This is a genomic window from Halomonas heilongjiangensis, assembly GCF_002879645.1.
GTDB classification, from domain to species: Bacteria; Pseudomonadota; Gammaproteobacteria; order Pseudomonadales; family Halomonadaceae; genus Halomonas; species Halomonas heilongjiangensis.
Window position 1 is genome coordinate 1 of the sequence record NZ_PNRE01000069.1, and the last position, 22,490, is coordinate 22,490.

21 protein-coding genes are annotated in these 22,490 nt (G+C 60.0%); 13 read left to right on the forward strand and 8 right to left on the reverse strand.

The window, feature by feature from the left end:
* Positions 1 to 124: 124 nt before the first annotated feature.
* From C1H66_RS15585 to C1H66_RS15610, 6 genes are all read right to left on the reverse strand, one after another.
* Positions 125 to 781 carry a transposase gene (locus C1H66_RS15585; RefSeq protein WP_102628804.1) on the reverse strand — a complete coding sequence of 219 codons (657 nt, stop codon included), beginning with the start codon at positions 779 to 781 and terminating at the stop codon, positions 125 to 127.
* Between the two features lie 114 nt (positions 782 to 895).
* Positions 896 to 1,669, reverse strand: coding sequence for a M15 family metallopeptidase (locus C1H66_RS15590; protein WP_181423437.1), 774 nt, complete (start codon positions 1,667 to 1,669; stop codon positions 896 to 898).
* A 4-nt stretch (positions 1,670 to 1,673) separates the two neighbouring features.
* Positions 1,674 to 2,951, reverse strand: a complete 1,278-nt coding sequence (locus tag C1H66_RS15595) for a TRAP transporter large permease (protein ID WP_102628805.1) — start codon at positions 2,949 to 2,951, stop codon at positions 1,674 to 1,676.
* A complete protein-coding gene (locus C1H66_RS15600) occupies positions 2,948 to 3,439 on the reverse strand; it encodes a TRAP transporter small permease (protein ID WP_102628806.1) in 492 nt (163 codons plus the stop codon). The genes C1H66_RS15595 and C1H66_RS15600 overlap by 4 nt, the downstream gene beginning before the upstream one ends.
* Before the next feature lie 78 nt (positions 3,440 to 3,517).
* Complete coding sequence (locus C1H66_RS15605) at positions 3,518 to 4,555, reverse strand: TRAP transporter substrate-binding protein (protein ID WP_102628807.1); 1,038 nt, start codon at positions 4,553 to 4,555, stop codon at positions 3,518 to 3,520.
* A gap of 152 nt (positions 4,556 to 4,707) precedes the next feature.
* Positions 4,708 to 5,643 (reverse strand): LysR family transcriptional regulator, encoded by a 936-nt coding sequence (locus C1H66_RS15610; protein ID WP_102628808.1) that lies wholly within the window; start codon positions 5,641 to 5,643, stop codon positions 4,708 to 4,710.
* 446 nt (positions 5,644 to 6,089) lie between these two features.
* Here C1H66_RS15610 and C1H66_RS15615 point away from each other — a divergent pair, with 446 nt between their 5' ends.
* Positions 6,090 to 6,860 (forward strand): ElyC/SanA/YdcF family protein, encoded by a 771-nt coding sequence (locus C1H66_RS15615; RefSeq protein WP_102628809.1) that lies wholly within the window; start codon positions 6,090 to 6,092, stop codon positions 6,858 to 6,860.
* 112 nt (positions 6,861 to 6,972) lie between these two features.
* Here C1H66_RS15615 and C1H66_RS15620 read toward each other — a convergent pair whose 3' ends face one another.
* Both C1H66_RS15620 and C1H66_RS15625 read right to left on the reverse strand, forming a co-directional pair.
* Positions 6,973 to 7,302 carry a hypothetical protein gene (locus tag C1H66_RS15620; RefSeq protein WP_102628810.1) on the reverse strand — a complete coding sequence of 110 codons (330 nt, stop codon included), beginning with the start codon at positions 7,300 to 7,302 and terminating at the stop codon, positions 6,973 to 6,975.
* A 210-nt stretch (positions 7,303 to 7,512) separates the two neighbouring features.
* Complete coding sequence (locus C1H66_RS15625; protein ID WP_102628811.1) at positions 7,513 to 8,100, reverse strand: hypothetical protein; 588 nt, start codon at positions 8,098 to 8,100, stop codon at positions 7,513 to 7,515.
* 1,072 nt (positions 8,101 to 9,172) lie between these two features.
* On the opposite strand from C1H66_RS15625, the gene C1H66_RS15630 reads away from it, so the two are divergent.
* The 12 genes from C1H66_RS15630 to C1H66_RS15685 form a co-directional block, all read left to right on the forward strand.
* Positions 9,173 to 10,597: a CDP-glycerol glycerophosphotransferase family protein gene (locus C1H66_RS15630; protein WP_170064165.1), complete on the forward strand. Its 1,425-nt coding sequence runs from the start codon at positions 9,173 to 9,175 to the stop codon at positions 10,595 to 10,597.
* Positions 10,587 to 11,804 carry a LicD family protein gene (locus C1H66_RS15635; RefSeq protein WP_110286104.1) on the forward strand — a complete coding sequence of 406 codons (1,218 nt, stop codon included), beginning with the start codon at positions 10,587 to 10,589 and terminating at the stop codon, positions 11,802 to 11,804. Before C1H66_RS15630 ends, C1H66_RS15635 begins: the two co-directional genes overlap by 11 nt.
* A 49-nt stretch (positions 11,805 to 11,853) precedes the next feature.
* A complete protein-coding gene (locus C1H66_RS15640; protein ID WP_110286105.1) occupies positions 11,854 to 12,849 on the forward strand; it encodes a hypothetical protein in 996 nt (331 codons plus the stop codon).
* Positions 12,842 to 13,690 (forward strand): polysaccharide pyruvyl transferase family protein, encoded by an 849-nt coding sequence (locus C1H66_RS15645; protein ID WP_146010735.1) that lies wholly within the window; start codon positions 12,842 to 12,844, stop codon positions 13,688 to 13,690. Before C1H66_RS15640 ends, C1H66_RS15645 begins: the two co-directional genes overlap by 8 nt.
* Positions 13,691 to 13,763: 73 nt before the next feature.
* Entirely contained in the window at positions 13,764 to 15,563 is a 1,800-nt protein-coding gene (locus tag C1H66_RS15650; protein WP_146010736.1) for a hypothetical protein, read from the forward strand.
* Between the two features lie 182 nt (positions 15,564 to 15,745).
* Complete coding sequence (locus C1H66_RS15655; RefSeq protein WP_102628816.1) at positions 15,746 to 16,360, forward strand: tetratricopeptide repeat protein; 615 nt, start codon at positions 15,746 to 15,748, stop codon at positions 16,358 to 16,360.
* Positions 16,361 to 16,383: 23 nt separating this feature from the next.
* Positions 16,384 to 17,313: a sulfotransferase domain-containing protein gene (locus C1H66_RS15660; protein WP_102628817.1), complete on the forward strand. Its 930-nt coding sequence runs from the start codon at positions 16,384 to 16,386 to the stop codon at positions 17,311 to 17,313.
* Between the two features lie 41 nt (positions 17,314 to 17,354).
* Positions 17,355 to 19,124, forward strand: coding sequence for an SLC13 family permease (locus C1H66_RS15665; protein WP_102628818.1), 1,770 nt, complete (start codon positions 17,355 to 17,357; stop codon positions 19,122 to 19,124).
* 94 nt (positions 19,125 to 19,218) lie between these two features.
* A complete protein-coding gene (cysQ, locus tag C1H66_RS15670) occupies positions 19,219 to 20,025 on the forward strand; it encodes a 3'(2'),5'-bisphosphate nucleotidase CysQ (RefSeq protein WP_102628822.1) in 807 nt (268 codons plus the stop codon).
* 231 nt (positions 20,026 to 20,256) lie between these two features.
* Positions 20,257 to 20,421 (forward strand): DUF433 domain-containing protein, encoded by a 165-nt coding sequence (locus C1H66_RS23545; protein WP_370741266.1) that lies wholly within the window; start codon positions 20,257 to 20,259, stop codon positions 20,419 to 20,421.
* A gap of 9 nt (positions 20,422 to 20,430) precedes the next feature.
* Positions 20,431 to 21,903, forward strand: coding sequence for an MBL fold metallo-hydrolase RNA specificity domain-containing protein (locus tag C1H66_RS15680; RefSeq protein ID WP_102628819.1), 1,473 nt, complete (start codon positions 20,431 to 20,433; stop codon positions 21,901 to 21,903).
* A 184-nt stretch (positions 21,904 to 22,087) separates the two neighbouring features.
* Positions 22,088 to 22,490 (forward strand): phosphoadenosine phosphosulfate reductase domain-containing protein (locus C1H66_RS15685; protein WP_170064166.1); only part of this gene is annotated, 403 nt, incomplete at its 3' end.

Below are 22,490 nucleotides of genomic sequence, written 5' to 3' on the forward strand. Positions count from 1 at the left end.
CAGACTCAGCGCCGGGTGGAGGACGGCGTGATCCCCTCGCTCTGGTAGGCGCTGGGGCAGCACGGGATCCTAAGTTTTGTGTGGGGTCAGACCCCTAAGCGAATTTTGGGGTCTGACCCCAAAGCTAGGGGGACGAGTCCAGGCGGCGGGCGACGGCCTGCTGGAAGGCTTCGCTGCCTAGTACACGGCCCCGGCGGGTCTGCTGGCGAATCTCGTCGAGCAGGTGGGGTGGTAGGTCGCCATGGAAGAGCTCGCGGTAGCGGCCCCGGCGCGTCTCCGGGGTGGTGCCCAGTCCGGTGTAGATATCATGGGGCTGCACGATGGGATCGTCGCGGCCCAGCGCGTTGGCGCGATGGCTCGACCACTCGTAATCGGCCGCCCCGGGCACCATGCCGGCGCGTACCGGGTTGAGCTCGATATAGCGGTAGCAGGCGAAGAGGTAGGGCTCTTCCGCCACCAGGCAGGAGCGGTAGCGGCCTTCGAACAGACCGCCGGTGCGCTGGTGACGGCGGTTGAAGTACTGGGCGTAGCGCTGCCCGAGCTCCTTCATCATCAGGATCACGCCCTGGGGGTCTTCCTGCGGCGTGGCCAGCAGGTGCACGTGATTGGTCATCAGCACATAGGCGTGCAGGGCGACCCGATACACCTGCCGGAGCTCGCCGAGCAGCTCCAGGTAGCGCAGCGCATCCTTGCGATGAACGAAGCAGGCACCGCGATTGTTGCCGCGCTGAATCAGATGGAGCGGGGTATCGGGAAGCAACAGCCGAGCCGGACGCGCCATATCGCACTTCCTTGTGCCGTGGACGGTTCGAGACTCAGTATAGCCCTCAATCTGCTTAGTAGACTTAGGGGTCAGACCCCTAAGAGGATTTTGGGGTCTGACCCCACAGGGGGGTTAGCCGAGCTGGCGGCGCCAGCGGTTCTCGATGGTGTCGAGTTCGGTGGGGCCGTAGATGGCGCGGTCGTGGCCGCCGTAGCGGGCCCACAGCTGGTCGCCGAGGTCGTAGTGCCACCATTCGCTGGGCAGGTTGGTGAAGCCCTGGTCGAGCATCACGCTGTAGAGCAGCCGGCGGTGGTCGCGGGCGCGTTGCTGGCGCGGGTCGAGCTCGCCGAGCCGCTCGAGGTGGTCGCTGTGCGAGGCGGGCACGGCCTCGTCGAACAGGGTGCCCATGTCCAGCGCCAGGCCGTCGCCATCGCACAGGGTGACGTCCACGGCGCCGCCGGTGAGGTGCGGGCTGGGGGCCTGCGGGTCGCGGCTGGGCACCGAGATGAATTCCCGTGTGCGGGTGAGCAGTTCCGCCTCGCCGGCCTCGGGGTGGTGGGCGCGTAGGGCCTCGCTGAGGGTCTCGAAGAGGTACTGCTGGACCCGCCAGGGCCGCCAGCCGTCGAGCACCACCAGGCCGAAGCCGTCGGGCAGGGCGCGGGCCGCGGCGAGCAGGCGCCGGTAGACCCCCTCGCGCACGAAGCACTCGGGCACGGCGCCGGGAATGCCCAGCCGGGCGTAGGCCGGGTAGACCCGGATCGGCCACGGGGCGAGGCTCATGGGCACCAGCGGTTCGCCGCAGTCGGCGATCGGTATCCGGTTCACCCGGGCCCAGTCGGGCTCGGCGCGGTGGGTGATCGCCGGGCAGGCGTTGAGCGAGCGGTGAGGGAGAGCGGAGTTCGACATCGGGTCATCCAAGGGTGGCCGGTAGCCAGAGCGTCAGCGAAGGGAACAGGATCAGCAACAGCAGCACGGCGATCGCCGTCAGCACGAAGGGCCAGATGGTCTTGAACAGCGAGACGATCTCCAGCCGGCTCACCGCCGCGGCGACGAACACGCAGGCGCCCATGGGCGGGGTGATCAGCGCGATGGTGATGTTCAGCGTGATGATGATACCGAGGTGCACCGGGTCGATGCCGGCCATCATCGCCACCGGGGCGAAGATCGGCGTCAGCAGCATCAGCGCCGAGACCTCCTCCATGAACATCCCGGTGACGAAGGTGATGGCGCTGAGCAGCAGCAGGATCAGCACGGGGTTGTCGATGTAGGGCGAGAGCAGCGCGACGAACTGCGCCGGCACCTGGGCGTAGGAGAGCAACCAGCTGATGGTGGCCGAGGCCGCCATGATCAGGAAGATCGCCGCGGTGAGCCGGGCGGTGTCGACCAGCGCCCGCCAGAACTCGGTCAGCCGCAGCCCGCCCAGGAAGAGCCCGCACAGCGCCACGTAGAGCGCCGTGAGCGCGCCGGACTCGGTGGGCGTGACGAAGCCCATCACGATGCCCGCGACGATGATGAAGGGCGCGATCAGCGCGGGCAGGGCGCCGAGCGCGGCCACCGCCAGCTCGGCTGCTCCGGGCCAGCCGCCGCGCTTCGGCAGCCCCCGGCGCCAGGCGTGCCAGGCGTTCATGCCCATGAAGGCCGCCTCCAGCAGCAGCCCCGGCACCACCCCAGCCAGGAACAGGTCGCCCACCGAGGTGTTGGTCAGCGAGGCGTAGAGGATCATGAAGATGCTCGGCGGAATGATCGGCCCGATCAGCGAGCTGCCGGCGGTGAGGCCGGCGGCGAAGGCCCGCGAGTAGCCCTCCCTGTGCATCGCCGGCACCAGCAGCGAGCCCAGCGCCGAGGTGTCGGCCACCGCCGAGCCGTTGACCCCGGCGAAGAACACGCTGGAGACCACGTTGACGTGGCCCATGCCGCCGCGCAGGTGGCCCACCAGCAGCCGGGCCAGGCCCATCAGGCGCTCGGTCAGGCCGCTGACGTTCATCAGGTTGCCGGCCAGGATGAACAGCGGGATCGCCATCAGCGAGAAGACGTTGATCCCGCCGAAGAACTGCTGCGGCATCATGCGCGGCAGCATGGCCGGGTCGACGAACAGGAAGCCGACCACGGCGGTGGTCAGCAGCGCCAGGAACAGCGGCAACCCCAGCAGCACATGACCGAGGAAGACCAGCAGCATGGTCAGGATCATGCGGCGTCCTCCTCGACCGTGCGCAGCGGCGCCGGGCCGTACCAGAGCGCGTGCCAGGCGAGCAGGGCGAAGCCCACCGGCAGCGACATCAGCGGCACGCTGCGGCTGATGCCGAGCCCCGAGGTGGTGAACATGCCCACCGACTGGGCATAGCGATAGCTCACCAGGGTGCCGGCCACGGCCAGCGCCAGGGTCAGCAGCCACTGGTAGAGATTGAGCAGCCGCGACAGCGGGCGCGGCAGCAGTCGCTCGATCAGCGCGACGCGCATGTGGCCGCCCTCGACCCAGACGGCGCCGGCGGCGAGCATCACGCTGCCGATGATCAGGAAGCGGGCCAGCTCGTCGGTCCAGATCGGCGCTCCACCGGCCAGGTAGCGCATGAAGACGCCGTAGAGGATCACGGCCAGGTCGAGCAACAGCAGGGCGCCGGCCAGGGTCAGCGACACGGGGCGGCTGACCGCCAGCACCCGGGAACGAAGCGAGGTCATGGCAAGGGTCCAGCAGAGGATCGAGGCGGGCAGGGGGCCTCCCTGCCCGGGGGCGTCTAGGCGTGGCGGCGGGCCGGATCAGTCGAGCAGCCCGGTCATACCGGCATCCTGCAGCGCCATCTCGATCCAGCGCCGCTCGATCCCCTGCTCGGCGAGCCACTCCAGGTAGGCCGGCTGGCCGATCTCGCGGAAGGCGGCCAGGTCCTCGTCGGTGGGACGGATCACCTCCATGCCCTGCTCCTCGAGGTAGGCGATGCGCTCGTCGACCTTGGCCTCGTTGTGCTCGCGGGCCATGGCATTGGCCTCGGCGACGGCCTCGCGGAAGGCCTCGCGAAGCTCCTCGTCCCAGCCCTCGATCATCGCGCCGTTGCCGACCAGGAACTGGTTGGAGTACTGGATGTTGGCCAGGGTCAGGTAGTCCTGCACCTCGTAGAGGCTGCCGAGGATGATGTACATCGGCGGGTTCATCTGGCCGTCGGCCACCCCGGTGCGCAGCGCCATGTAGACCTCGGTCCAGGGGATCGGCGTGCCGGAGGCGCCGAACGACTCGTAGAGCGCCACCTGGCTCGGGTCCATGGCACGGAAGCGCAGGCCCTCGAAGTCGTCGGGGTGGGTGATGGGCGTCTCGTCGTTGGTGAAGGCCAGGAAGCCGCCTTCCTCCACCACCGCCAGCATCTCGATGCCGCTGCGCTCGCGCAGGGCGTTCGCCACTTCCTGCCAGTACTCGCCCTCGTCGAAGAAGGCGCGGGCGGCCGCGAAGTCGTCGAACAGGAAGGGAATGGCGCTGACGAAGAGCTCCTCGACCAGCGGCGACACCCCGGCGAACGACGCCACGTTGAGGCTCGGCGTGCTCATGGTCTGCTCCATGCGGTCCTCTTCCTCGCCGAGCATGCTGTTGGGGTAGAGCTCGAGCTCGATCTCGCCGCCGGTCTTCTCCTCCACCAGCGCCTTGAGGTTGGTGGCGAAGACATGCACCGCGTTCTTCTCGGGGTCCGGGGCGCCGTTGTAGCTCAGGTTGACCTGGGTGGCCGCGAGGGCCTGGCCAGCGAGCAGCGCGGCACCGAGCAGGCAGGCCGAGGCCAGGGCGGTGCGCGGGAAACGGGGGGTGCGGGACATTCGCAGTCTCCTTGTCTTGTTGTTCCTGAGGGCTTGTTTGGTAAGGGAAACGTCTGGAGCGGGGGCCTTGGCGCCCGGCACATTAGCAGCCTAGATATTGCCGCGTTGACTATGCAATACCTTAAGTGTTGACAAATATGCAACACAAGCCGTCAGCCCGGCCGGCGGGCGAGCCGCGGCGCGTCAGCATGGAAGAAGCGCATGCCCCGGTGCAGGTGCGCCACGCAGGTCCTGGCGGCGACCGTCAGTTCCCGGCCCCGGCGGCTGACGATCTGGGCCCGGGCATCGCTCATCACCGGATAGGCCAGGGGCAGGGCATGGATCTCACCGCGTTCGATCTCGTCGATCACGGTCAGCTCCGGCATGAAGGTGACGCCGATGCCAGAACGCACGAAGTTCTTGAGCACCGCCACCGAGTTGGTGTGCAGCCGCGCCTCGAGGTGCACCCGCTCCTGCTGGGCCACCAGGTTGACCATCTGGCGCATGCCGAAGGGGTTGTCCATCAGCCCCAGGGGCCAGGACTCGAGGTCGCGCAGGGTCACCGGGCGCGACAGGTCGAGCAGCGGATGCCCGGGCGGCACGATCAGGTCCAGCGGCTGGCGGGTCTCGACATGGCAGTGGAGCGTGGGGTCCACCGGCGGGGCGTAGAGCAGCGCCAGGTCCACCTCCATGTCCTTGACCAGCGAGATCGCCTCGTTGACCCCGGCCATGCGGATCTCGATATCGATGCCCTCGAAGGCCTTCATGAAGGCGTCGAGCGGCGCCGAGATCAGGTCGGCGATGAACCCCTCGCCCACGGCGATGCGTACCTCGCCCCGGGCCAGCCCCTGGAGCGCCATCAACTGCGACAGCACCGCCTCCTCCGCCGAGCGCTGGGCGTGGTAGTGCTGCACCAGCAGGTGCCCCGCCTGGGTGGCGCGCATCCCCCCGCCATGGCGCTCGCACAGCGCCACCCCCAGCTCCTCCTCGAGCGCCCTCAGCTGCCGGCTGATCGCCGAGGCATCCACGTCCAGCTGCGCCGCCGCCCGCCGCAGCGACCCGCGCCGAACTACCTCGTTGAGATACGCAAGCGCCCGCTGGCTCAGCATGATCACTCCTTCTTCGAATTCCACTTTGGGGTCAGACCCCAAAATTCACTTTGGGGTCTGACCCCAAAGCATACCGGTGTTGCCTATCCTATCGTGCCCTGCAATGGCGAACGTCGCTGGCATCGTGGAATAGCTGAAGCCTTGGCGCTTCTGGCCGCCCTGCGGGGAACCCGGCGACGCCTTCGGGGTCTGAGCCCGGGATGTCGAGACCGCCTTGGGAGCTCCGGAGCCAGGCCCTCGGGGGCGCGGCCTCGACGACGGGAACCACGACCCGCGACCGGCGGTGTCGATTGACGGTGATTTTCCCGACGCGACATACCCAGGCAAAGCACCCGGTAGGGGTCGTCCCTGTCGGGTGTTTTGCATTCGGGGCCTGTCGCGCCGGTGAGTTGATCGAGAAGGGGCTGTTCGGCAGCCGATGGGGATGCACCTAGTAGGAGAATGCCATGTACGAAACCCTGAAAGGCCTGGCCGCGCAGGTGCTGATGCCGATGCCCATGATGATGGCAGCCGTGGTGGTCGGCCTGGCGCTGCGGCAATTCGGCCTGCGCCGCCTGGGGGGAGGGCTGTGCGTCATGGCGGTGAGCCTGCTGGTGCTGGTGAGCTGGGCACCGGTGGCCGATCGCCTGCTCGAGCCCCTGGAGCGGCGCTATCCGGCCATGGTGATGCCACTCGACATGCCGGTCGAGGCCATCGTGGTGCTGGGCGGTGGTTGGCAACCGGCACCGGAGTGGCCCGTTACCGCGCAGCTCTCCGAGAGCTCGCTGTCGCGCCTGATGGAAGGCTTGCGGCTGTGGCGTGCGCAGCCCGATGCCCTGCTGATCGTCAGCGGCGGCAGCAGCGAGCCGTCGTTGCCGGGCGTCGCGGTGGGGTACGCCCGGGCCGCGAAGGCGCTCGGAGTACCCGACGCAAGCCTGGTCGTGCTGGATACCGCCCTGGATACCGGTGAGGAGGCCCGTGCCATTCTCGACCGCCTGGGCGAGGGAGCCAGCATCGTGCTGGTGACCTCGGCATCGCACATGCCCCGCGCCAAGCGGCACTTCGAGGCCGTGGGGCTGCGTCCACTGCCCGCGCCGACCCATTACCTGACGGGCCGGCAGAGCCGCGGCTGGCGATACTGGCTGCCGGGGGCAGAGCACCTGGCCAAGACGGAACGCGCCCTCTACGAATGGCTCGGGCGCCTGGCCGTGAAGTGGGAGCACGAAACGCCGTCATGAGGCCGGCGTCCCGGCGGGCAGTCTCCTAAGTTGATTGAGGGGTCTGACCCCAAAGCAGAATTAAGGGTCTGACCCCAAAGCGGGGTTCCAAGGTTGGCTCACCCCCTCAGCGCTAATCCACCACCCTGACGTCCCGCAGCATCACGCCGTGTTTCAGGGCCACACTGGCGACCTCGCCACGGCTGGCTTGTTCGGCGATAAGGGCGATGGCCTGGCGGCGCGGCAGGAACAGGAGTTCGACCACGGCCCAGCTGAGCGGGTAAGCCGGCAGCCACCACCACCACGCCGGGCTGACGTCGATCAGGTTGAGGATGCCCAGCACGAGAGCGCTCACCCACAGGCCGTGCAGCGCCTGGTGGAGGCCAAGGAAGCGGTTGGCGGTCAGCAGTTCGCGGCGGTGGCGGCGTGGGGAGCTCGCAACGAGCGGGGCATCAGCGGGCATGAGGGGTTGCCGTAACGGAATGGACGTCAACAGCATAGCGACTGTGCCGTTTCGGTTATCCCGCTAATAGCCGTGGTTAACGCCCGCTTTTCGATGCGCTCCTGTCAGCTGTCGGCTGGATCGAGGGTGGCGATGCCGGCTTCCGGGCCGGCCGACAGAGTAGTGGCGCTCCACCCAAAGCAGAATTTGGGGTCAGACCCCTCAGGGGAATTAGGGGTCTGACCCCTCAGGGGGCTTTGGGCTCGTGCCCCAGGTGCCGTCATCCCGCCAGCCCTTGTCTTTCGTGTGGCGCCGGGCCCGGGCCTGGTGGATGGCCTCGTGGATATCGGCGGTGGGATCTTCCAGGGCATCGCCGGGGCGGAATTCGACGGTCGCTGGCGTGTTGGTGGCGGGGTCGATGCTGTCGCGAATGGTGGAGACATCCTCGCTGCTGACCAGGCCCGAGTGATTGCCGAGGGGGTCGAGGTGGGCGATCAGGCGTCCTTCGTGATGCCAGCAGCGCTGTGGCACTCGGGAGATCTGCCAGGTTCGGTCCTGCCAGAGGGCGAGGCGTTCGTGCTCGAGGGTGAGCGCCTCCAGCGGGATCAGTGCGGCGAAGAGCCGGCTGTTGAGGACCACGCCGGTCTTGCCGATGCGCACACCGCCTCGGTAGTCTCCCCGTTCCAGTGCCTCGATCACGGCCTTGCGCTTCTGTTCGGTTTGCGGGGTGCCGATGCCGCAGAGGTGCAGGACATCTTCATCGATCTGCTTGACGACCCAGACCTCGATCGATTTTCTTCGCAGCAGCTTGCGGATCATCGCGGATTATCCCCGGCCGTGAGGCGGGGACTGCCGGGTGGTGGAATCCTTGCCATCCTGCCGCGCTCCTTGCCTGGTGATGGGCGGGCTGGTTCTCGCCCGGGCGGTTGTTGTGGCCGGTTGTATCCCTGGCTTCGCCTGGCACCGTGGTCACGGGTTCATGCAACGGTCACGATAGGCAATGATGGCCTCGCAATCAATGCAGTAGCGGGTGTGCTGGCGGCCGGCAAAACGTTTCCAGAGGCGGCGCTTGAGCCCGTCTCCGGGGCCTGACCCCCGGGAAGCGCCCTCGGCGCCTGAACCCACCTCCGAGGTCTGACCCCGGGGTGCGAGCCTCGGCGCCTGAACCACCTCCGGGGTCTGACCCCCGGGATGTCGAGGTCACCACTGGGCGCCCATGCCGCTGACGCCTATCGGGCACGGGGTCAGACCCCAGGGAAGCGCCCTCGGCGCCTTCATCTTCGAACATGCACCCATCATCGATAAAGTGCAGGATATTTCCCCGGATGGCGGCTGTCATGTCACCCGCCGATGCCTGCATCGATCACCCAGCCCTGTAGGCGCCCGGCGGTGATCGCCCCCGCATGCCCCATCCCCGCCCATTCCCCGACTATCCCACTGTTTCTGTGCCTGTTTTCTCATTGACCGGTGCCCCCCGTGCTGTATGCTCCCAACCCCAAGAAAACTTAATCTCATACGCAAGCCAAACAGCGCCGCGGGCCCTCGACCATGGAGCGCGGCCGCGTGGTGACGTAGAATAGCGCGACCATTAAAAACGATACCGCAGGGGTCGCCGAGCCGAGGCTTGGCAAGGGACGATGAAGGGGGCGGAGAGGAGTCGCCACCCCGGCATGAAAGCATTCATGCTTGCCTGTCATGGCACTTCAAGGCTTACCTTGTCCTCGCTGCGTGCTCACCCACGGTATCCAGGCTGGAAACAGGGCATGGGAATGCGCCCAGGACAATCCCCGGGCGGTAGCGTGCCCGGAATCGGCATGAATCTCTCCACCAGAGCATATTATCAAGGCTTGGTATGAACCTTTCATTACGAACGTTGACCAAGCGGGCATCATTGCTGCTTTTCCTGACTTTTTTCCTGGTGTTTGTCTCTGCGGTTGTCTTCGGGGCACTAACCGCTTCAGCGATTTTCCTTGTTCTGGCAGCTGCGGCCCTCCAGATACTTCTGTCCCTCTACAAGAAAATCTACAGCGCGGTTGTGCCGCTCGAGAAGATGAAAGAGACACTAGCAGATGTCTATCCAGAATATTTGGATAAGGTGTCCTTGCTACTTGTTCTTACTCCCATCATGGCAGGTATAAATATCATGCTGGGTCTTGTGTGGGTTGCAAGTGGCTACCTGGCGGCGAGCAGGGCGATATGGCGCATTGCTCGCAGGGTCGCAGCCAGGAAGAAAATCCTGAAGGAAAACAAGGATGCCTACGTTTCAGATTCTCCTCGAGTAATAGCGTATGTGTCTGGTCTGGAAAATGTTGCCTATCAGATCAATCAATGGATCCCCGTGCTTGAAAACATCGAGAAGCAGGTAGCAATCGTCGTGCGAGAACGCACGGTGTTTGCAGGCATGGATAAGACAAGTATCCCCGTATATTTTGCCAGAACGCAGTTTGATGTGGAGTTTTTGTTGGCAACGGCAGGTAGTGCGAGAACAGTATTATACCCTGCAAACACCATGAAGAACGTTCAGTCGTTGAGGCATTATCGATTGAATCATTTTTTTATAAATCATGGTGAAAGTGACAAGGCCGTCAACCAGAACAAGCTGCTCATGGCGTATGACAAATTGCTCGTTGGGGGGCCGTTGGCCGAGCGCAGGCTCCGTGAGGCAGGGTTGCCGTTGAGAGAAGATCAGGTCGAGTATGTTGGCCGCCCACAGGCTGAAGCATTACTTGATGTTGTAGAGGGGGAGCACCAGATTCGCACGATCCTGTATGCCCCCACGTGGGAAGGTTTTGTCGAAGATGTCAACTATAGTTCGGTCAGCGAGTTTGGTTACACGCTGCTGGAGTCCTTGAAGAAAGAAGGGAAATTCAACGTCATCTTCAAGCCCCACCCTTACACGGGCGAGAGGAACAAGCGTAATCAAGAGTGGTTGAAGCGAATCAACTCGCTGTGTCAGCGGGATGGAGTTGAGATTGTCGACGGGTCCATTCACGAAGTCATGAACAGGTGTGATCTGCTCGTCACGGATATCTCAAGCGTATTGAATGAGTTTCTGGTTACCAATAAGCCCATCATCCTCTGTAATGTAAAGAACAGTTCTGAGGATGAGCTTGCAACAAAGTTTCCGTCGAGTCAGGGCGCCTATGTCCTTGCCAATGGTGAGGAGGTCAGGGAGCTGATAACCCACATCAGTGAAGAGGATACCTTGGCAGGGAAGAGAAGAGCTGTACGGCGTGACTCACTCTCTGACTTTCCGGAAGGTGCCATGAAGAGATTCAAGGATATCATCGAGAAGAGTGTTGATAATGCAGCTTGAAAAAAGCTACCGTTTAATCAATTTCATGAACCGTGGCCACAGCCGCTGGCTCACGGAAGTACTTGCTGGATTAGGCTGGTTGGGTTGCATGATTGCGACTGGCTCACAGCCGATTTCCGCCTCCCTGCGGCATGAGTTTCGGCGTGGGGATTTAAAGGTAGCGTTTCGACGTGCCGGGTGGATTACCAAAACCAGCTGGGTGAAGGTCAACCCGGTTCCGGATCCCTTCTTCTTTTTTACCGAAGGGCTCGACAGTAATGGTTTGGATGAGGTCGATGGGTATCTAGAGGCAAGGAAAAAGAATTTACCAGAAGGAGATTATCTTTCCGATAAGCTATATATACAAGCGGCAAAACTGCACAGTGCAATTGAAGGTCGGGAAGATGATGATAAAATTCAAGCCATGGAGAACGACTTCTACCATGTTACCGATCAACTTTTATCGGTAATAGGCAAGCTCGACGGAAACCCCACACAGGCGAAAAAGAGCGACAGGGAAGGCGATTTCTCTCTGGAGGATGCCAGGGAAGCCCTAAGCTGTCTTCAGGAAGTGCTGCCAAATAATGAATATCCGTGGTATGTCATTTCTGGAACGTTTCTTGGTCTGCACAGGGAGGGTGGGTTTCTCAAGCATGACTATGATATTGATGTTGGGATTAACATCGAAGATGTCAATGCCACCGCGTTGATCAGAAAACTCGCCATGGCGCCTGAGTTTGCAGTAAAGAAGGTCGATCACCATTTAAAGATCATCAAGGGACAGGGGAAGCTTTTTTCCGTTCAGAAAGACATTGCCTTGATCAAGCTCGTACATGCCAGTGGCATCAATATCGATATCTTCGTTCATCATCTCGAAGATGGCGTGATATGGCATGGTTCAAGCATTCATCGGTGGGAAAATACTCCGTACGATCTTGAGGAAAGAGAGTTGGACGGTGTGCCAGTCCTGGCACCGAGGCAGGCCGATCAATACCTGACAGAAAATTATGGCGACTGGCGTGTGCCAGTCAAGAGCTTCGACTGCACGCTGTCTACACCCAACCTGACCATTACCAAGAGTTTCTTGTCGGTTGCATTGTTCATCAAGCGCCTCTATGTGTTTTCTAAAACTGAACCACAGGATGCCCGGCAATTGAAACAGCGCCTGATCGAAAATCGCGTTATTCGTGAGGTGGCTGGGAAGCTCTATGCCAATAAATATATATGAGCATGACATCAGTTGATTAGCAAACGGCAAATATATATGGAAGCTTGAGATGAGCAAGGTGATAGAATTGCTTCGGGCTGTCTTTCGCAGCCAATCGAAGTCGGCACGTATTAATTTCGTATATCGGGCAAGCAAGAATTATAAGAGTGTCGAAAACCAGATATTGGATCTCATCAAGGCCGAGCTTCCAGATCATATCCATCGGGATACACTAAAGGCGTTATATGAGCCCCGCGCGAACGAGGTCAGCTTCGATCTATTCATTCGCGGCACGGCCGATGTCTTGATGTCACATGGAGTGGCAGACAAGAACTATATGCTGATAGGCGACGGTGATGGTGGCAAGCTTGTCAATCGACGCAAGCATCTACTGGTGCCTGGTCCCTGGCTCAAGAGAAGATTGCTTAAAAACCAGAAGATCGCGCTCCTCGATAACCAGATACATTGTGTCGGCTGGCCCCGCCTGGATCAATTGTTAAGGCTCCAGGCTGAGCGAGTTGAAAATAAAGATGTCGATGGCATTGCAAGAAAGCCAAGAGTGCTTTGGGCGCCAACCCACGATAGGGCTCGCCGGGGGGATGATCAGTTATCCACGTCATCCTATCCCGAATTCGAGAAATATATTCCTCTGCTTGAAAGCAAGTATGAAATAGAAACGGCACTGCATCCACGAAACAGGAAGAGCAAGAAGCCAACGGTTGATAAGCTGCTTGATGCCGATTATGTGATTTCAGATTTTGGCACCATGGTCTATGAAGCATGGGCTCTGGGAAAGCCGGTCATCTTCCCTTCCTGGTTGATAGGCGATCGAATCATAGAGTACCTTCCAGGCAGCGCAGAGGCCCTGATATTCAAGAAAAAAATTGGACTGCACGCCACCTGCATTGAAGATGTCATCGAATTTATAGACCAAGGGGCCGGTCTGGACGAAAAAGTCCATCAATTCCTGGATGACTATCTTTCTCCAGAGTATCGAGGCTGTAGCTCAAGGCGTGTGGCCGAACTGTTACTTCAATTTTCTCAAGAGGAATATGTAAGTGAGTAACCATCTTGTTGAAGCACATAAACGCAACCTTGAAGTGTTACGGGGAAAATACTCTCCAGTTTCGGGTGTGCTTGGAGGTGAAAAAATACCTCTCACTTACTGGATCAATACCGAGAATTTTGGTGATCTGCTTTCCCCGTGGCTGTTTCAGAAAATGACGGGAAAGGAAGTCGTATACAGTGACGGTAGCGAGAACGCCTATATTGCGGTCGGTTCCATTCTCAAGAGAACCACAGACAATAGCATTGTATGGGGAACAGGGTCGTTCGGTACCGAAAGCAAGCGACAGGTTGCCAAAGAGGCAAGGTATCTTGCAGTGCGGGGGCCACTGACCAGGACCAAGGTAATGAACGCCGGGGTGGACTGTCCTCGCGTATACGGCGATCCAGCCCTGCTTACGCCCATGTACTACTGGCCGGATGTCGAGAAAAAATGGGAAGTGGGTGTGGTCCTGCGCTGGTCGGAGCGAAAATGGGTCAAGCGCAATTTTGGTAGTGGTGTAAAGAAAATCTTCCTCAAAACGGAGGATGTAGAAAGTGTTATCAAGGACATGCTGTCCTGCAAGCGAATCATTACTTCATCGTTGCACGGCTTGATTATTGCGGATTCGTATGGAATTCCCAGTGCCTGGCTGGAGTCGCATACACCCAAGGGCGGGGATTTCAAGTTCTATGACTATTTTCTGACGGTAAACAAGGTTCGTGATTCGCAGAGCTATGACATGGACAGCGGCTCGTTGGACCTGGTGAATTTATTAGGGGCATTTGATTTCGACGAGAGAATGATAAACTTCGACTATGAAAAGCTTCTGGACGCATGTCCGCTGTTAGTCAAGAAATAGCACCAGCAAGAGCGTATAGGCTGACCTTCCGTCGTGCTTTGTCTGGCATCTTTAATAGGCTGAAAAGAAAGCGATGAAACTATTCAAGGAGGCTTGGGGAAACTGCCTGTGGCTTGCAAGGGTTGTAAAGCTACTTCTGGTATCAAACCCGGTTGTCAATCTTGTGGTTATCGGTTCGTCCACGATTTCACGGATAGCGAAGCTCCTCGCTTTTCTTCTTCCTCTCAAGGTGCTCCTGCTCGCAGGATCGGACGGTGTTCCTCGATATTTTGCTTTTTTCATAGAAGAACATGCAAAATCAGACTGGATTCTATGGCTGGCGATTGCAGCCGTCTTGTCTTACGTTCTTGCCCTTTCCCTTGATGCCTTGATAAGGAATCTATCCAGGTTGGGAGCAGCACAGGTGCTCGAAAAGAGCAGCAAGGTTGCTGTGTTGAGTCGCCAACAGGCCGTTGCGAAGGACTACTACGAAAGGATTACACAGCTATCTGCGGCTGCCATTTTCGTTGTTATAGGCTCCGTTGTCATCGGTTTCGTCAACCTAGGCCTATTGATATTCATGGTGGGAATCTCGCTGGGTGCTTTTTTGCTGACGGCCCTGGTAACGAATGACAAGGAAGGGCATCGGCTGATAAAGAAAAGAAAAGACGTGCCATTGATGAAGTTCCGAAGTTATTTGAAGAACAACTACAAGAGTTATATCGGGATCATTTCTTCGATAACCTTCCTGTCGTCGTTTCTCTTTATTTTATATCCGTATGTCTCGGTTCAAGTTGATCAAACCAATTTGTTGTTGTCACTTCTTTCCTTGATAGTGATGAGGCAGTGCGTTAAATCATCCGCGAATGTTGTCTCTGGCGTGGTTTCCTTGTCCAGGGATAACAGGCAAGTCGATGCCTTGTTCTTCAAGAAGAAGTATTATCATGGTGGAGAGAAGAAAGGCAAGAAGGAAGTCAGAAGATATTTCATGCCCGAGGCTCGCGATCAACTCATCGAGAAACAGATGAGAGAGTGCCTTGGCGACGCAGGCCCTGCGGTCTCTCATTGGCGTGATTCCCCCGTATCCGGCATCTCCTTCTTCGAGATCAGTACCCAAGGTCCACGTGGAAACCTGGCTACCAAACACTTGCTGCAGGTCTTTCACCCCCGTTTCCACCATTTGCTCGATAAAGAAGAGCTGCTGTTCTCATATGTCGAAAGAGAGCGGGTCCATGCGCCTGATTCCCTGCTGAGCGAAACGGTTGGTGGCTTCAAGACCCAGCTGGTACGTTATGGCAGGCAGGTTCCTCCGGCCGTATGGCGTACTCAAAAGCTTGAAATCTTCATGGATCTTTGGGGCATTCAACCACCTAAAAGATTGGTCAGAGAATATCGGAAATCTCATCCACTTATGCAGGACCGTCTTACCGAAGAAATGATCGGACGGCTGTCCATTGCGGCTGATAGAGAGAACGAAATCATCTGTTACCAGCGATTGATGAACAGCATCGATGAACTGAATTCTGTTCTCAAGGGCTTGCCACTGTATATACATAATCCTGATATTCGTAACGACAACGCCGTGGGTATCGCTCGTCGTGGTACTGAGGGAAGAGCATATAAGGTGCTGACATGGGGGCGGTGGTCCTTGCAGCCGATCGGTATCGAGATGGCGAACAACCTGGATGATCTCGAGTTGGCCGACATCGTGGAATCTGTCAGGAGCAGACGCAAGGACATAACGCCAAGCTACGGCATCAATGATATACGGCTTGCTGCATATTGCTGGGAGTTCGAAACGGCGATCAGGCAGGGTAAATACAATTATGCGATTGAAGTGGGGGAGAGCCTGCTGGAGTCGTTCGACAAGATAAGGGATGTGGAGTTGTCATGAACAAGAGCCTCTCATTCAACGTTTCTTCAATAGCTGCCATTTCACGCCTTGATTATTTTATCAGCATGGTGTTTGCCAAGGCTGGAATATGGAAGTATGCGGCCAGAAGTATAAAACGGTATTCGGATAATATCGGGTTGAGCTCTGCTGCACATTAATATCGCGCTGGCTATTATCATCAGATGGCCAAACCGTACGACGTTGCCGAGCAGTTCTACGAAAAAAGCTACGGCATGAGCTTGGGAAATGAGAAGTATGCGCTGCGTTATGTAGATGCCTTGGTCGCCAACAAGAAGCTGGATATGGCTGCCGATGTGTGTCGGGATTATTGGGCGGTCAATCCACACAGTCACAAGGTGATATATAAGCTTTCGACTATCTTGCGCAAGCAGAAAAAATGGTGGCTGGAGATAGAAGCGCTTCAGGCCGGCCTGGAGCTTCAACCAGATCGACCGCACCGATTTTTCCAGTTGGGTGAAGCCCTGGAGGCGATGAACCGGCACGAGCAGGCAGCCGAGGCATTCGCAGAAAGCGCGAAACGTCGCCCTTCCCCGGCGGCTTTCTACCGGCGAGGCTTCAACCTCGAAGAAGCGGGGAATTCAGCGCAGGCCCATGAATCTTATCAGAAAGCGATAGAGCTCGATGATGACCCCGAGCCCGCACAGTTTGGTGTGGGTGTCTATCATCAAAAGAGAGGCTTATGGGTCGAAGCGAAAGAGGCTTATCGGCGACAGCTCTTGAGTGACAATGGTGGCGCCGAGCTTCTCTATAGATTGGGAGTGGCACATGATCGGTGACTGTCAACATAATTGAGGATCCTATGCCGAATGACATTTTTCTTCACTTGGGGGCTCACAAAACCGCCACTACGTATATGCAAAAACTTTTTCGGTCGAATAAGAAATATTTCGATTCTCTGGATACATCTTTGGTACTCAAGAGGACGCTGAGCCAGCATGGTCTGCATCAGTTCATGAGTTGGCGGAATCATGTTGAGCGTAATCTTGGTGCCAAAAGGCCTGCCAAGCTGGAGAGGTTTTTTGTAAAACTAGCTTCCTCCAAAAGCAAGAGTGTGTTCATATCGTACGAAGGGCTTCTTGGTAGCATGCATCTGGGTAGATCCCGAACCATCTACCCGGCGGCTGAGCAATCGATAGAGTTGATCAAGAAGTCTTTTCAAGGGAAAAATATAAAAGTTGTTTTCTGTGTCAGGGGCTATGCTGACTTTATAGAGTCTACCTATAATTGGCTAGTGAAGAATGGCTCCGGGAAGAGTTTTGATGAGTACCTCAGTGGTGTCGTTGTAGAGGAGCTGAGCTGGAAGCCGGTGGTAAATGCGCTTCGTGAAAACTTTGGCGATGAGAACGTGCTGTTATGGAAGTATGAAGATTACAAGGGTAATTATAAATACATAAATTCCAGGCTTCTCGACTTCTTTTATGATGGCGCTGATGACGGTGAGCTTTCGTATGAAGAAAATTCAGATAAGAATGTCTCCCTTGGTAAACACTATATGAACCTGATGGTGGCGATAAACAAGCTCATCAATCGGAGCAGTGCCATCAGCCCAAGAAAGAAGAAGAAGCTGAAGAGGGTGGTTAGAAAGGTGTTGGAGGAGGTGCAGAGAACAGGTGTCGGACGGGCGAAGATGAAGCTGTTGCCCGATGAAACCAGAAAAACGCTTGATGATCGCTACAAGAGACACCTCGACGAGTTGGTCAATGACGGCGTCAGATTTATCCGTGTATGACGGCCATGAGGGCACACTGTTGACTTCGATGATGCCGATTTATGTTCAGCATTGATGCGTTTCTAACACTGGGTGTGGTCTGTGTCGTACTCGCCTTCCTTGCTTTCACGCGGATTGCGGCGGATGTGGTTCTCATGGGGGCGTTGGCATTTCTGGTGATTTCGGGAATATTGGCACCTGGCGATGCATTGGTAGGTTTTTCCAACCCTGGGGTGCTGACGATCGCGACGCTCTATGTGGTGGCCGCGGGGCTGAAGGAGACCGGGGCGATACAATGGTTGGCTCATCGCCTGCTGGGGCAGCCGCGACTGCTGCGTCAGGCGCAACTACGCGTGTTGCTGCCCTCCGCCGGGCTGAGCGCCTTCATGAACAACACCACCGTGGTGGCGATGTTTATTCCTGCGATCCAGGAATGGGCAGCACGCCTCAGGTTGCCTCCCTCCAAGCTGCTGCTGCCGCTGAGCTATGCGGCCATCCTCGGCGGCACCTGCACGCTGATCGGCACCAGTACCAACCTGGTGGTGGATGGCCTGCTGCAGAGCGAGAAGGGCATCGCGCTCTCCATGTTCTCGCTGGCCTGGGTCGGCGTGCCGCTGGTGCTGGTGGGGGGCGGTTTCGTCTATCTGTTCGCCGACCGGTTGCTGCCCAATCGTCAAGGGGTATTGGAGCAGCTCGAACAGGCCCGCGAGTATGCCGTTGAGGTGCTGGTGGATGACAAGGGCCCGCTGGTCGGGAAGACCATTGCCGGTGCCGGGCTGCGCCACCTGAGCCACGGCTATCTGGCCGACATCGAGCGCCATGGTCGCTTGCTGACAGCGGTGCCGCCTGATACCGAACTGCTGGCCGGCGATATCCTGGTGTTCATCGGCGCCCCGGAGTGCGCCCGCGAATTGCGCCGCATCCACGGCCTGAGGCCGGCCGGTGGCGATGTGCACAAGCTTGATATTGCCCATCACCGGCGCTGCCTGGTGGAGGTGGTGATCGGCCCCGACTTCGCCGGCCTGAACCAGACGGTACGCCAGTCGCGGTTTCGTTCCCGCTACCAGGCCGTGATCCTGTCGATCTCGCGCCATGGCAAGCGCTTGCCGGGAAAGCTGGGTGATATCCGGCTGCAGGTTGGCGATACGCTGCTGCTGGAAACTTCACAGGACTTCGTCGACCAGTACCGCTACCGCAAGGACTTCCTGCTGGTCAGCGGGCTGAACGACTCCACGCCGCCGGACTTCCGCAAGGCGCCCGTGGCACTGGCGATCCTGGCAGCCATGGTGGCGGCCAGTGCCAGTGGAGTGTTGAGCATCCTGGAAGCCGCCTTGCTGGCCGGTGGCGGCATGCTGGTTACGCGTTGTGTGCCGGCCAGCAAGGCACGGCGCTATGTGGATCTTTCGGTGCTGGTCGTGATCGCTGCCTCCTTCGCCCTGGGGGCCGCCATGACACAGACCGGCGCCGCGGCACAGATCGCCCAGTGGCTGCTGCTGATCGACGACCTGGCTCCCTGGGCGGCCCTGGCACTGGTCTATCTGATGACGGTGATCTTCACCGAGTTGATCACCAACAATGCCGCCGCGGTGCTGATGTTCCCCATTGCCGTCGCCGTGGCCGAGCAGTTGGGTGTCGACTTCATGCCCTTTGTCATCACCATCATGTTCGCGGCTTCCGCCAGTTTCATGACCCCCCTCGGTTACCAGACGAACCTGATGGTTCTGGGCCCCGGCGGTTATCGCTTTACCGATTACCTGAGGCTGGGCGCCCCGCTGAGCCTGATCGTCGGCGCCACCGCGGTGAGTTTGATACCGTTGGTGTGGAAGTTTTAGACGCGAGGAACCTCGAGCTATAGGCCATTATGTAGCTCGAGACACGAAGCCGACTCTTCGAGGAGTAACAGTGACCCATTTCGTGACGAATGAGATGCGTGCCCGCCTGGTCGAGGGCGTTCACACCGCGGGGCGCGACGTCCTGGCGATCTACGCGCAGGACTTCGCGGTGGAAACCAAGGACGACAAGAGCCCGCTCACCGAGGCGGACATGGCCTCTCACCATGCGCTGGTGGCGCTGCTCGAACGATGGGCGCCGGGCGTTCCGGTGCTCTCCGAGGAATCCGGCGAGATTCCCTTCGAGACCCGCCAGGGCTGGGAGCGCTACTGGCTGATCGACCCGCTGGACGGCACCAAGGAGTTCATCAAGAAGAATGGCGAGTTCACCCTCAACGTGGCGCTGGTCGAGCAGGGCGTGCCGGTGTTCGGCATCGTGCATGCCCCCGTGCTGCGCACCACCTGGGTCGGCCTGGTGGGTGGGGAGGCCTTCAAGGTGAAGAGTGGCATCTACTCCCAGGTGCGGGTGCGCGAGCTGCCCGACCCCGCTGCCGCGCCCTGGAAGGTGGTCGGCAGCCGCTCCCACGGCGCCGCCGAGTTCGAGGCCTTCTGCGCCGAGCTGCCGAACCATGAGTGCGTTTCCATGGGCAGCTCGATCAAGCTCTGCCTGGTCGCCGAGGGCGCCGCCGACCTCTACCCGCGCCTCGCGCCCACCTGCGAATGGGACACCGCCGCCGCCCAAGCCGTGGTCACCGCCGCCGGCGGCGAAGTGCTCGACGCCAACACCCTCAAGCCGCTGCGCTGCAATCAGCAGGACAGCGTGCTCAACCCCTGGTTCATCGTCTGCGGCCAGCGGGATGAGCGGTGGGAGAGGGCGCTGCGGGCCAGCCTGCCAGGCAGTTGAAGACAGACGGGTAGCGAGGCGGGTTACCGACGCAGGCGCCGCCTCCGGGGGCTGACCCCCGGGATGCCAGCCTCGGCACCGGAATCTGCCCCCGGGGTCAGGGTCAGACCCCAAGGATGTAACCTCGATGTCTTCATCTCGTGGAGTGGTATCGCGGGTTCAATAACGTCTAATCTTGTGGATGTGCCCCGTCAGAAGGTAATCATGCGCAACCTTTAATCAAGAATTACGATTAACCTCGACCAGTGCGGTGGTCGGCCCTGCATTCGCGGGATGCGAATTCGGGTAGACGATGTGCTTGATCTGCTGGCACCGGGTTTGACGACCGAGCAGATCCGAGAGGAAATGCCCGACCTCGAACGGGAAGATATCGAAGCCGCGATTAGCTGCGGATAAGAAGGCAACGTGAACATACGCCACCACGGCGGCGGGGCGGGCGTCACCGGCAGCTGCCACCGCCTGCAGATCGCCCCGGGCCGGGCCCTGCTCGTCGACTGCGGCATCTTCCAGGGGCAGGACGCCGAGCACCTCGATAGCCTCGAGCAGCACCAAGTGCGCTTCCCGGTGGAAGACGTGCTGGCGCTGGTGGTCACCCACGTGCATATCGACCACATCGGCCGGCTGCCCTACCTGCTGGCGGCGGGCTACCAGGGGCCGATCCTCTGCTCGGTGCCCTCGGCACGGCTGCTGCCATTGGTCATCGAAGACGCCCTGAAAGTCGGCTTCACCCGCGACCGCGCCCTGATCGAACGCTTCCTGGCCGAAGTACAGGGGCGGCTGGTGGCGCTGGACTACCAGCGCTGGCACACCGTGCTCGACGACGAACGCCACTGCCTTCGCGTCAAGCTGCAGCGCGCCGGGCACATCCTCGGCTCCGCCTACGTGGAAGTGGATACCCGGGACAAGGCCAGCGGGCAGCTCCAGGGAAAAGGCCAGCGCACCGTGTTCTCCGGCGACCTGGGCGCGCCCTACGCACCGCTGCTGCCCGCACCCAAGCCGCCATACCGGGCCGACGTGCTGGTGCTGGAGAGCACCTACGGCGACCGCCAGCACGAAGACAGGCGCCACCGCCGCGACAGGCTCAAGGCCGCCATCGATAGAGCGTTGGAGAACGGCGGCACCGTGGTGATCCCCGCCTTCAGCGTGGGCCGCACCCAGGAGCTGCTCTACGAGCTGGAAGGGCTGATACACAACGGCCGTGACGAGCGCTGGCGCGAGCTCGAGATCGTCGTCGACTCGCCCCTGGCCGCCCGCTTCACCGAGGTGTACCGCGAACTCAAGCCTTGGTGGGACGCCGAAGCGCACCAGACGCTGCGCCGCGGCCGCCACCCGCTCAGCTTCGAGAACCTCTACACCGTGGACGGCCACGAAGCCCACGAGCGCACCGTGGCCTACCTGGCCGAGAGCGGCCGGCCCGCGGTGGTGATCGCCGCCAGCGGCATGGTCAGCGGGGGCAGGGTGGTGAACTACCTCAAGCGCATGCTGAATGATCCACGCCACTGCGTGCTCTTCACCGGCTACCAGGCCGCCGGCACCCCGGGCCGCGACATCCAGCGCCATGGCCCCAGCGGCGGCTGGGTGATGCTGGATGGCCAGCGCATCGACATTCGCGCCCGGGTGGAAACCGTGAACGGCTACTCGGCCCATGCCGACCAGCATGACCTGCTCAACTTCGTGCGCCGCATGCGCCACCCGCCGCACGAAGTGCGCCTGGTACACGGCGACCCCCATGCCCAGGCCGCGCTCAAGGCCAAGCTGCTGGAGTGGGCCGAAGGGGCAGGGCACTCGCTTAAGGTGACCCTGGGCGGTGATTTCCTGGCGGAAGACACGATTCGCAGTAGGGCCGATCAGGTGTTGGCATCCCCAATGGCCCGATGAAACGCGCAATCCGGCCGCAGCGCTGGAAGCAGGACGGTGGGAGAGGGCGCACGCACCAGTATCGGGCTACGGGCTGCGAGGTCCGAGCACTAAGTCATCAATGGCCGATTCGTAGCCCGTAGCCCGTAGCCCGGGGCTCGTAGCGAGCTGGTCAGCATCACTCAATCGAAACCCTGGAAATGCCATGTCAGAGTTATCCGTAGAACGCCAGACCCACCTCAAGCAGCTCGAGGCCGAGTCGATCCACATCATCCGCGAGGTGGCGGCGGAGTTCCGCAACCCGGTGATGATGTACTCCATCGGCAAGGACTCCTCGGTGATGCTGCACCTGGCGCGCAAGGCCTTCTATCCCGGGCCGCCGCCGTTCCCGCTGATGCACGTCAACACCACCTGGAAGTTCCGCGAGATGATCGCCTTCCGCGATCGCATGGCGGCGGAATCGGGCATGGAGCTGATCGAGCACATCAACGAGGAGGGGCGAGCGGCGAACATCAACCCCTTCGACCACGGCAGTGCCAAGTACACCGACGTGATGAAGACGGCCGCACTCAAGCAGGCGCTGGACAAGTACGGCTTCGATGCCGCCT